The organism is Alphaproteobacteria bacterium (assembly GCA_025800285.1).
GTDB lineage: Bacteria > Pseudomonadota > Alphaproteobacteria > JAOXRX01 > JAOXRX01 > JAOXRX01.
This window is the reverse complement of record JAOXRX010000062.1, coordinates 106,301-116,690: the sequence shown is the minus strand read 5'-3', so window position 1 is coordinate 116,690 and position 10,390 is coordinate 106,301. Positions and strand designations below refer to the sequence as shown.

At 31.5% G+C, this 10,390-nt stretch carries 11 protein-coding genes and 1 pseudogene; 11 read left to right on the top strand and 1 reads right to left on the bottom strand.

Going from position 1 to position 10,390, the window contains the following annotated elements:
• Positions 1 to 587: 587 nt before the first annotated feature.
• From OIF36_03825 to OIF36_03810, 4 genes and pseudogenes are all read left to right on the top strand, one after another.
• Complete coding sequence (locus tag OIF36_03825; protein MCV6599589.1) at positions 588 to 1,631, top strand: DNA cytosine methyltransferase; 1,044 nt, start codon at positions 588 to 590, stop codon at positions 1,629 to 1,631.
• A gap of 13 nt (positions 1,632 to 1,644) precedes the next feature.
• A complete protein-coding gene (locus OIF36_03820; protein MCV6599588.1) occupies positions 1,645 to 2,451 on the top strand; it encodes a hypothetical protein in 807 nt (268 codons plus the stop codon).
• Positions 2,452 to 2,768: 317 nt separating this feature from the next.
• Positions 2,769 to 3,086 (top strand): annotated as a pseudogene (locus tag OIF36_03815) (phage portal protein).
• Positions 3,087 to 3,143: 57 nt separating this feature from the next.
• Positions 3,144 to 3,281 (top strand): hypothetical protein, encoded by a 138-nt coding sequence (locus tag OIF36_03810; GenBank protein ID MCV6599587.1) that lies wholly within the window; start codon positions 3,144 to 3,146, stop codon positions 3,279 to 3,281.
• Positions 3,282 to 3,725: 444 nt separating this feature from the next.
• Here the strand turns inward: OIF36_03810 and OIF36_03805 are convergent, their stop codons facing one another.
• The gene (locus OIF36_03805) at positions 3,726 to 3,917 is read right to left on the bottom strand and encodes a hypothetical protein (GenBank protein ID MCV6599586.1); all 192 of its coding nucleotides are present in this window, start codon (positions 3,915 to 3,917) and stop codon (positions 3,726 to 3,728) included.
• A 110-nt stretch (positions 3,918 to 4,027) separates the two neighbouring features.
• Here OIF36_03805 and OIF36_03800 point away from each other — a divergent pair, with 110 nt between their 5' ends.
• The 7 genes from OIF36_03800 to OIF36_03770 all read left to right on the top strand — a co-directional run bounded on the left by OIF36_03800 (position 4,028) and on the right by OIF36_03770 (position 10,378).
• A complete protein-coding gene (locus OIF36_03800; GenBank protein ID MCV6599585.1) occupies positions 4,028 to 5,347 on the top strand; it encodes a hypothetical protein in 1,320 nt (439 codons plus the stop codon).
• A gap of 103 nt (positions 5,348 to 5,450) precedes the next feature.
• Complete coding sequence (locus OIF36_03795) at positions 5,451 to 5,894, top strand: hypothetical protein (GenBank protein ID MCV6599584.1); 444 nt, start codon at positions 5,451 to 5,453, stop codon at positions 5,892 to 5,894.
• A gap of 75 nt (positions 5,895 to 5,969) precedes the next feature.
• Entirely contained in the window at positions 5,970 to 6,320 is a 351-nt protein-coding gene (locus OIF36_03790) for a hypothetical protein (GenBank protein MCV6599583.1), read from the top strand.
• A 266-nt stretch (positions 6,321 to 6,586) separates the two neighbouring features.
• Positions 6,587 to 7,579: a glycerophosphodiester phosphodiesterase gene (locus tag OIF36_03785; GenBank protein MCV6599582.1), complete on the top strand. Its 993-nt coding sequence runs from the start codon at positions 6,587 to 6,589 to the stop codon at positions 7,577 to 7,579.
• Between the two features lie 21 nt (positions 7,580 to 7,600).
• A complete protein-coding gene (locus tag OIF36_03780) occupies positions 7,601 to 8,992 on the top strand; it encodes a nitronate monooxygenase (GenBank protein ID MCV6599581.1) in 1,392 nt (463 codons plus the stop codon).
• 4 nt (positions 8,993 to 8,996) lie between these two features.
• Positions 8,997 to 9,749, top strand: a complete 753-nt coding sequence (locus OIF36_03775) for a VacJ family lipoprotein (protein MCV6599580.1) — start codon at positions 8,997 to 8,999, stop codon at positions 9,747 to 9,749.
• Positions 9,750 to 9,760: 11 nt separating this feature from the next.
• Positions 9,761 to 10,378 carry an ABC transporter substrate-binding protein gene (locus OIF36_03770; protein ID MCV6599579.1) on the top strand — a complete coding sequence of 206 codons (618 nt, stop codon included), beginning with the start codon at positions 9,761 to 9,763 and terminating at the stop codon, positions 10,376 to 10,378.
• Positions 10,379 to 10,390 lie beyond the last annotated feature (12 nt).

Here is a 10,390-nt window from a genome sequence, read left to right as displayed (position 1 = left end):
CCCTGTCACGCAGGAGGTCGCGGGTTCGAGTCCCGTCTCTCGCGCCATTAAATAAAAAAGCACCCCTTGTGGGTGCTTTTTTGTTTAATGAAGCAAGGGACTCGAACCCTGAGAGGGCAAAACCTGTTAAGAAAACGACGTGGGGCGTCGTTTTTAAGGTTTTGAAAGGAGCATCTATGATGCGACGTAGATAGATTTTTGCGAAGACACTTGTGTCGTGGCGAAAAGATATGTCCCGTCTCTCGCGCCATTATAAAAATCCCAGTGAGCATAGCTTTCAGGGCTTTTTTTATATCCAAATTTTAGCTCAATTTTACTCGATTTTTAATTTTTCCGACACATTTCCGACAAATGGTGCAAAATCAAGCAGAGCTTATGTTTCCGAATGATGAAAAAATAGACTTTTAATTAGTTAAAAATAAATATCTTTATAAAACAATGGTTTATGTTTTGTAATCGTCTGCCAAATCCCTGCTTTTTCAGCAGTCGGTCACGGTGCAAATTGGGTGCAATAAACTTTTTTCCGACAAAAAAATCCTAGACATTTAATCAAAAATATATATAATGATTTTACAGGAGAAAAATATATGTATAAAATTGGAAGTTTATTTGCAGGTATAGGTGGTGTTTGTTCAGGTTTTAAACAAGCAGGTTTTGATGTTGCTTGGGCTAATGAATGGGATAAAAATGCTTGTATAACTTATAGAAATAACTTTAACCATAGATTAATAGAGGGGGATATTCATAATTTAAACCCTAATGATCTAGAAAAAGTAGATATAATTTCTTCAGGTTTCCCGTGTCAAGCTTTCTCTATTGCTGGATATAGGAAGGGTTTTGAAGATGATAGAGGAGATTTGTTTTTTGAAACAATGAGGCTTGTTAAAGCTATTCGTCCAAAAGTTATATTTTGTGAAAATGTGAAGAATTTATTATCTCATGATAAAGGTAATACTATCAAAGTAATTGAAGAGGAAATGAGAAAAGCAGGATATACTTTTTCTTATTTTGTTCTAAATAGTTGTGAATACGGTAATGTTCCTCAAAATAGAGAAAGAATATATATTATTGGTTTTGATAAGGAAAATAAAGAATTATCTCACATTACTTCTAAACCAGAATTTATATTAACAGAAATGTTAAAACCTAAAGCTATTCCTTTACAAAAAACTATACATGATATGCTAGATAAAGATAAGCAAGATGAATTATTTTATTATAATGAATCTAAATACTATCCTATATTAAAAGAAGCTATGACTAATAGGGATACTATATATCAATGGAGAAGAGTATATGTTCGTGAAAATAAAAGCAATTTATGCCCAACATTGACAGCTAATATGGGAACAGGAGGGCATAATGTTCCTTTAATCTTAGACGATTATGGTATTAGAAAATTAACTCCTAGAGAATGTTCTCGTTTTCAAGGTTTTTCTAAAGATTACAAATTTCCTAAAGGTATGGCAAATAGTCACTTGTATAAACAAATAGGAAATGCTGTTAGTGTTCCCGTAATTCAAAGAATTGCTGATAATATAAAAACACTATTAGAGCATAAATCAATTAATAAAGAGGTTTGTGATTTATTTGCAATGCCTCAACAGGAAGCTAAAAGAATAGCTGTATAATAAGGAAAAATATATGAGTTTTGTTTTACAACCTTTAAAAAAGAAGGAAATAGAGAAAATTTTTGATAAAAAAGCGGTAGAGGTAGTTAATTATTTTTTAAAAATGAATAGTTTTTCTCATCCTGAAGGTAAGGTTGGGCAAAAAAGATTAAAATTTCAAGTTACTAAAGAAAATATGGAGCAATGGATAGTCCAAGCTCTTGATGCTGAACCTCTTGGAGCAGGAAGTTATCCTGTTGATATAAAAACAAAAGATTTTTTAGCGGATATAAAATCTATGTCTGTTAGATTAGATAAAGATGGAAATATAAAAAATGCTGAAAGTGGAGAAACTTCTTTAGCTCAAAAGTTTTCTGCAGAAAAGAATCTTGATAAATTATTTCAAACTAGTAAATTTAATCAAATAAAGAATTTATGGGTTAAGATTTTATCCTCTAAATATAAACAAGTTGTGGAAGATCAAAAGATTGATTTGATATATTACATATTTTTAATGAGAGTAGAAAATAAATATTATTTGTTTATGACAAAAGTAGATTATAAGAAAATTACAGAAGAGTTTTTAAAAGTTAATAATAGTCGTTCTACTAAAAGTAGTGTATTTGTAAAAAATATGATAGATGATAAATTTGGTAATGTTAAAATTTATAAAGCGAAAAAGAGAATGGAATTAAGACTTCTTCCTAAATACTTTATTGATAATAATTACTATATTGATTTTATTCCATTAGAGTATCCAGATGATGTTGATTTAAGAAAAACTAAAATCAAAGAACATATTAAAAATAAAATCAATAAATTTTTTAGTGTGATGTTTTAGTAGGAGCTTTATCGTAATTACCTTGTGGTTTATAAAACCAAAATGATATACTATTATGTTTATTGTATGCTGGTGTTTCTAATCCATTATTTTCTGAATTATTAAATTTAATTCCCATTTGATGTTTATCAAATACTTCTTTTTTTAAGAAACTAAAAAGAAAAAATCTAGCTCTTTCGGTGTTATTGGGTTTGTATGTTTTTGTAGAGAATAGACTTTCTTGTTTATGTTCGTTTTTACTTATATCTATATTATCATCGCTATTAAACCATTCTTTTAAATTATTATAGTTATTATATGAAAAAGCTCCTGACCGAGGAAATGATTATAAGGTTTCTCCGGGAGTAATTTTAGATTTACAACCTAACGAAGCAATTGAGATTGCCGACCCTAAAAGACCAAATCAAGCCTTTGATCCGTTCGTGCAAGCAGTATTGAGACAAATAGGTGTAGCTTTAGAAATACTATTTGAGATTTTAATAAAACACTTTACGGCAAGTTATTTTGCGGCACAGGCGGCAATTGTGGAAGCTTGGAAATTCTTTTCAACTAGGAGATCTTGGATTGCTAGTCAATTTTGTCAACCAGTTTATGAAATGGTTATTACAGAAGCAATTGCTAAAGGCATTTTATAGGCTCCGGGATTTTTTAGTTCTCCTTTTTTGAGGTCTGCATATTTGCAAACAGAATGGATGGGGCCTCCTCGAGGACAAATCGACCAGTTAAAAGAAATTAAAGCAGCAAAACAGAGAGTAGATTTAGGAATAACAACTCTTGCCGAAGAAATCGCTCAAATTACTGGGGGGGATTGGGAAAACAACCACCCATAACGAGCAAAGGAGCATAGGCTTCGTAAATTGGTAGGATTAGTTGAAGGTCAAAATTTAGGAGCAAACAAAGCAAAGGGTAAATCAAATGAACTTATTAAGAAAACCAAAAAAGCTATTAATAATGCTAATAGCGATGGCTCTAAGTAGCTGTGCCAGCAACATATACGATGGATAATCTTTAATAATGGCAATTCCCAAAGGCTGTGAACGACAGTATGTAAATTATTATAAGTGCGAAATGAGCAAAACCTTATTAGATAAAATTTTTTTTCAAAAAATGCCTCATGTTCATATAATGCTAAATAGTGGGGAATACTCCTATAAGGAGGTATGTGGGGCTCTTAGGGCGGTCTCTCCGCACATTAGGTATGATATTAATGCAAAAGACAATAGGGCGCTGTATCGATTCCACAGACACTCTTAAAATATATTTTTTATAAGACTTTAATTATTTAAAGATGCCATTTGCAGAGACATGTAGGTTTTTTTATCAGCTGTTGCCATAAATCTTCTACCATCTTTAAAAGTTCCAATAAAGGTTCTGTCTTTCTTTTTCCCACCTAGCATTGCTCCAACTATAAGCCCAGGTCCTCCTAGTAATAATCCTATACAAGCAGATGATGAAGAAATTATCACAAATGAAGATGAAAGAAATGATTGAAAGATAGTGTTTGTATAATGTCAGTTTTTGTGATATAATGTATTTATAGTTTTGAGTTTTAATTATATTAGTATAAGGAAAAAAGATGGAATTACAAAAAATATACGATTTATTAACAGATAATGAGATTATAAGTATTGACACAAAAGATAACTCATGGGAAGTAAGGCTTGAAGCAGTTAGAAAAATAGATGCAAGCACCCCAGAGGGTCAAGAAAGTCTTATAAGGATTGCCATAAAAGATGCCTCATGGGAAGTAAGGCTTAGAGCAGTTGGAAAAATAGATGCAAGCACCCCAGCGGGGCAAAAAACAATTATAAGGATTGCAAAAAAGGATTCAAATGAAGATGTAAGAAAATTGGCAGTTGGAAAAGTAAATGCCGAAACAAAAAAAGGTCAAAAAACAATTATAAGGATTGCAAAAAAGGATAGTTCATGGCAAGTAAGAAAATTGGCAGTTGAAAAAATAAATGCCAAAACAAAAAAAGGTCAAGAAAGCCTTAGAAGCATTGCCATAAAAGAGGACTCATGGAGAGTAAGAAAATTGGCAGTTGAAAAAATAAATGCAAACACCCCAGAGGGTCAAGAAACAATTATAAGGCTTGCAAAAAAGGATTTAGATGTAGCTGTAAGAAAATTGGCAATTGAAAATAGAAATGCCAAAACAAAAAAAGGTCAAAAAACAATTGTAAGGCTTGCCGCAAAAGATGTCTCATGGAGAGTAAGTCAAGAAGCAGTCGAAAAAATATATGCAAGCACCCCAGAGGGTCAAAAAAGTCTTATAAGGATTGCCATAAACTCAAAACATGAGATTACAAGCCTTGAAGCAGTCGGAAAAATAGATGCAAGCACCCCAAAGGGTCAAAAAAGTCTTGTAAGGCTTGCCATAAACTCAAAATATGAGGGTACAAGCTTCAGAGCAGTTGAAAAAATAGATGCAAGCACCCCAGAGGGTCAAGAAAGTCTTGTAAGGATTGCCATAAACTCAAAATATGAGAATACAAGGATCGGAGCAGTTGGAAAAATAGATGCAAGCACCCCAGAGGGTCAAGAAAGGCTTATAAGGATTGCCACAAAAAATGACTCATGGAGAGTAAGGCAAAAAGTAGTTAGAAAAATAGATGCAAGCACCCCAGAGGGTCAAGAAAGGCTTATAAGGATTGTCATAAATGATAGTGATGAAAATGTTATAAAAACAGCAGCTGGAAAAGTAGATGCAAGCACCCCAGAGGGTCAAGAAAGTCTTAGAAAACAATTATTAACTAGTACGGGTAATGTTAATATACCATTATTGATCAATCTATCACCTGTATTAGAAGAAAAATTTGTTAGAGAAGTCTTATCTAAAAGACCTAATATAAATCGAACTATAGGATCTGGAGAATGGACAGAACTTAAAAAATAAATAATCTTAAAATCTAAAAAGCACTCTGTGAAAACAGAGTGTTTTTTAGTATAGAGTGTTTTTATAGAAGATGTGTTAATGTTAAAAAATATAAGGAGATGTTATGCAGGTAGAGTTATTTGAAAATCGAAAAAATTTACTCCTAAGTTTAAATGAAGAAACAGTTAAAATGATATTATCAGGGGAAAAGAAAATAGAGTTTAGAAAAGTTTATCCGAATTGTAGCACTCGAGCATTTGTATATGTAAAAGGAGACCGTGAAGTTTCTTTAGCTTTAGATTTGAAAGCTCCTGCAAAAGATTTAGAAGAAATTAGAAAAGTTGGTGGACATGGAAGTTTAGATTTTATTGAAGGTCGTAAAAAAGCAAAAAATGCTTTGATAATTGAAAAAATTTGGAAAGTAGATAATCCTTTAAGTTTAGAAGGTTTGAGAAGTTTTGGAACTACAGCTCCTCAGTGTTATGTTTATTTGGATGCTAGATTTGGTTTGTTATCGAGACTTAGTAAAAATCTTTCAGAAATTAAAATAAATAAAGATAACTTTTAATTGTTTTTTTCTCTTGACAATTAATCTAGGTTATTACAATAATATGTTTGCGTTAATTTTTATAAAGGAGTTTTTATGAACAAAAAAATATTATTTTTAATTGTATTGTTAGTTGCATCTCCAGCTTTGGCTGGAAACAGTATGAAGGATGCGGATTTAATTCTAAAAAGCATAGATAAATATGTAATGGAAACAAAAGAGCATTATGCTTCTGGTGGAGATTTCTTTGGAGCCCCAGACCTAAAAAACAACAAGTTATCAAGGTTGAGTGTCGGTAGTGGTTGTTCAGATGGAGATTGTGAGTTAAACTTAACATCGCCAGATATAAGTAATGAAATTTGCTCATATATAACAAAGCAAAGAGCTAATAAAGTAATATTTTGTAAAAACGGTCATTTAGATATATCTATCCCTAATATGAAATAAGATATTATTTTCTTTATAGTGTAATCAAAAAAAGCTCTTTTTTTAAGAGCTTTTTTTGATTAGGTAACGGTTATAGTATAGTTTTTTATAAATAGCAATGGTTATTATAAATAAGCTTTTTTAAAAATTTTTACTCTATAAAAATCTGTTTTTATAAAAACTTATGTTATTCAAAAACAAAGTATATTTTTTTTCTTTAAATCTATTTACTTTTATTAGAAAGTGTTCTATTATCTGACCAACAAAATAAATAAAAAAAGTGAGATATGAATTTGAAAAAACAAAATAAAAAAAATAAAGTTAAATACTTTACTAAACACTTCTTCTCTTTGAGATTAAATAACCCAGAAACAGGCAAAAGGTTTAAATATTTTAATTTGTCTGCAAAAGTAGCATTAGCTAGTCTTTTTTCTGGACATCTAGCGATTGCTGTTCTATTTATGTTCTTTTTGAGCATGTTAGCAAATCCCGCTAGGTCAGAATTAAGAAGAAGACTTAGAAGTGGTAAAAAAATTAATGGAGTTGAATACTCTTTAATAGAAAATACAGAAGTTCTTGGGCACAGAGGTGTTAGAAATGGAGCTCCTGAAAACACACTAAAGGCTATAAAAACAGCTGCAGAGCATGGAGCTCATGGTGTGGAAATAGATGTTAGGTTTACGAAGGATTCCGTTCCTGTATTAATGCATGACCCTAAAATCAGCAGAACAGTTAAGGGTAAAAAGTATTCAAGAGAAAAGTCTATCAGAAACATGAAGTTTGAAGAATTGGCAAAGCTAAAAACTAAAGGAGAAAAAATACCTACTTTAGAAGCTGCTCTGAAATTAATTAATAAGCTAGACTTGATTGTTAATCTTGAGGTTAAAGCTGACAAAAAATTAAAAAATAAAGAAATAGACATGTTTTTACAAATGGTTGATAAATATTGTGATAGAACAAAGTTATCTATATCGTCATTTGATGAAAAAATTGTTAAATATATTAAAGAAAAAAGAACAGACATAATAACCGGCTACATTAGCTATGGAGTAGAATTCGATTGGTTGAAAAATGCAAAATGGGCTAATGCTGATTATGTTAATTTCCATTTAATGGGATTACAGCTTAATCAGATGGAAAAAATTATCTTGTGTAAACAAAATAATTTTGCTATAAAGACATGGCCAGTTAATGATTTAAAAACTGCTCATGAATTAATATCTGCTGGAGTTGATGGTATTATATCAGATAACCCTAAGGTATTGATGTCAAGAGCTTAATAGAAAAGAGAAAGAAAAATGATGGAAAAATTAAAACCGATGAAAATATGTGGCAAAATGGTTATGCCTCTATTTGAAGGTGGAAAAGGTATTTCTGTATCTTCTGGAGAAACAGCAGGAGCTTGGGCTAATGCTGGTGGAGTAGGGACTTTTTCAGGTGTTAATGCCGAGTCTTATGATGAAAATGGTAATCCTATCCCACAAGTTTACAAATCTAAAAATAGATACGAAAGACAAAAAGAATTAATTAAATATGCAATCGATGGAGCTATTGCTCAAGCTAAAATTGCTCATAAAAAAGCAGATGGCAAGGGTTTAGTAAATATGAATGTTTTATGGGAAATGGGCGGTTGTGAAGAAGTTTTAGAAGGTGTTCTAAGTAAAGTAAAAAATCTTATCAATGGAGTTACTTGTGGAGCTGGTATGCCTTATAAATTAGCAGAAATCTGTGCTTCTCACGATACTTTTTACTTTCCAATAGTTTCTTCAGCTAGAGCTTTTATGGCTTTATGGAGAAGATCTTATAAAAAATTCCCTACATTTTTAGGTGGAGTAGTTTATGAAGATCCGTGGAAAGCTGGTGGGCATAATGGTTTATCTAATAGCGAAGATCCAAATGTTCCTCAAAGCCCATACGGTAGAGTTGCAGAGCTAAGAAAAGTTTTAAATTCTGTAGGTATGGAGGATGTTCCGATTATAATCGCTGGTGGTGTTTGGCACTTAAAAGATTGGGAAGATTATATGGAAAATGAAGAGCTTGGAAAAATTGCATTCCAATTTGGTACAAGACCTTTATTAACAAAAGAAAGCCCAGTTGGTAATTATTGGCATAAAAAGCTTATGAGTCTTAAAAATGGAGATATTGTTTTAAATAAGTTTTCTCCAACAGGATTTTATAGTTCAGCAGTTAATAATGAGTTTATGAAAAATCTATATGCTAGAAAATCTAGGGAAATATCTTTTACTAATGAAGCAAATGAAGATTTAAGTGTAGAAATAGAAGTAAAAGGAAGAAAATATTTTGTTACTCAAGAAGATGCTTCAAAAGCTGAAGAGTGGCTAGCTAAAGGGTTCTTAACTGCTATGAAGACTCCTGATAATACTATTGTGTTTGTATCAGATGAAGAAGCTAATGAAATTAAAAAAGATCAAATTGGTTGTATGGGATGTCTATCTCAATGTATGTTTTCAAACTTCGCTCAAGGAGATAAAAAATCTACAGGCAGATTGCCAGACCCAAGATCATTCTGTATTCAAAAATCTTTACAAGCAATGGCTCATGGTGGAGATGTTGAGAAGTATTTAATGTTCTCAGGACATTCAGCTTATAAATTTGGGCAAGATCCTTTTTATAAAGATGGATTTATCCCAACAGTAAAAGAGTTATTTGAAAAAATTAAAACAGGAGAATAATGTTATGAAAAGAAGTTTTAAAAAGTCTATTGTTATAGCGGGAATGCTATCTTTATCAGCTTGTGCAGGGACACATGAACTTTCAGGTAATTCTGAAGTTTATGACCCTTTTGAAGGTTATAACAGAGGCATGATGTCAGTTAACAATACTCTTGATGAGTATGTTATAGAGCCAGCTGCTAAAGGTTATAGATATATAACAACAGAAAGTATTAGAGAATCTGTTAAAAACTTCTTAGATAACTTAAAGCAACCTTTATATTTTGCTAATAATTTATTACAAGCAGATATCGGGGGAGCAGGTCTTAATTTAAGTAGATTTGTTGTTAATACAACAGTTGGTGTTGCAGGTTTATTTGATGTAGCAACAAGTTATGGAGTAGATAATGACAAAGAAGATTTTGGTCAAACTCTTGCAACATGGGGTGTAGGAGCAGGGCCTTATATTGTGTTACCAATATTAGGACCATCAAATGCTAGAGATACAGCGGGTCTGGGTGTAACATGGAATACAGATCCTGTTAATATATATGCTGATAACACTGATAGAGATGGTATTGTATATACTAAAGCTGCTTTAGAAGGGCTTTCTCTTAGAGAAGAAAATATAGAAACTTTATCTTCTTTAAAGGAAACATCTATAGATTTCTATTCAACAATGAGATCTATATATAAACAGAGAAGAGCAGATGCTATATCTGATGGTTCTTATGAACCTGAATTCCCAGATGAATTTGATGAAGAATACGAATCTTAAGGAGAATTAAAATGAAAAAGATACTTTTCACTGTTTTGTTTTTTTGCTTAATGTCTCTTAATGTTAATGCTGCTACAGTATCAAAGGAAAAAGCAGAAAATGTTGTTTCAAGTTTATCAGGAGAAGCTTTAAGCTTTCTCTCTTCTAGAGCTGACAAAGAATGGGACTCTGCTGTGGTAGAGAAAAAATTCGCAACTTTATTAGAAGAGTATTTTAATATTGATTATATAGGTAAAGCATCTCTTGGTCAATATTGGAGAAAAGCTAATTCTAATGATAGAAAAAGATACTTAGATACTTTTAGAGAAAATATAGTAAAAGTTTATTCTTTGAGATTTAAAGACTACAAAGAGCAAACAATCAAGATTGTGAAATCTTCTGTTAGAGGTAGAGGTGATGTTATAGTTTTCTCTAAGATTCTTTCTTTAGATAATGAGCAGCCTCCTTTAGATTTAAATTGGAGAGTAAGGTTACAGAAAGACGGTTCTTATAGAATTATAGATTTAACTGTAGCAGGTGTTTCAATGCTTATAACTCAAAAAAATGAATATAAAGCTATAATAGAGAAGAATGGTGGTAAAATATCAGCTCTAATAGAGGAATTGAGAAAAGCTATAGACAGCAACTAGGGAGAAAATGCT

What these genes read in the sequence shown, in the direction of transcription:
- OIF36_03775 (MCV6599580.1), top strand. Translation starts at nt 8,997, where the DNA reads ATGAAAAGAAGTTTTAAAAAGTCTATTGTTATAGCGGGAATGCTATCT.
- OIF36_03780 (MCV6599581.1), top strand. Translation starts at nt 7,601, where the DNA reads ATGGAAAAATTAAAACCGATGAAAATATGTGGCAAAATGGTTATGCCT.
- OIF36_03820 (MCV6599588.1), top strand. Translation starts at nt 1,645, where the DNA reads ATGAGTTTTGTTTTACAACCTTTAAAAAAGAAGGAAATAGAGAAAATT.
- OIF36_03785 (MCV6599582.1), top strand. Translation starts at nt 6,587, where the DNA reads ATGAATTTGAAAAAACAAAATAAAAAAAATAAAGTTAAATACTTTACT.
- OIF36_03810 (MCV6599587.1), top strand. Translation starts at nt 3,144, where the DNA reads ATGGGGCCTCCTCGAGGACAAATCGACCAGTTAAAAGAAATTAAAGCA.
- OIF36_03800 (MCV6599585.1), top strand. Translation starts at nt 4,028, where the DNA reads ATGGAATTACAAAAAATATACGATTTATTAACAGATAATGAGATTATA.
- OIF36_03795 (MCV6599584.1), top strand. Translation starts at nt 5,451, where the DNA reads ATGCAGGTAGAGTTATTTGAAAATCGAAAAAATTTACTCCTAAGTTTA.
- OIF36_03770 (MCV6599579.1), top strand. Translation starts at nt 9,761, where the DNA reads ATGAAAAAGATACTTTTCACTGTTTTGTTTTTTTGCTTAATGTCTCTT.
- OIF36_03825 (MCV6599589.1), top strand. Translation starts at nt 588, where the DNA reads ATGTATAAAATTGGAAGTTTATTTGCAGGTATAGGTGGTGTTTGTTCA.
- OIF36_03790 (MCV6599583.1), top strand. Translation starts at nt 5,970, where the DNA reads ATGAACAAAAAAATATTATTTTTAATTGTATTGTTAGTTGCATCTCCA.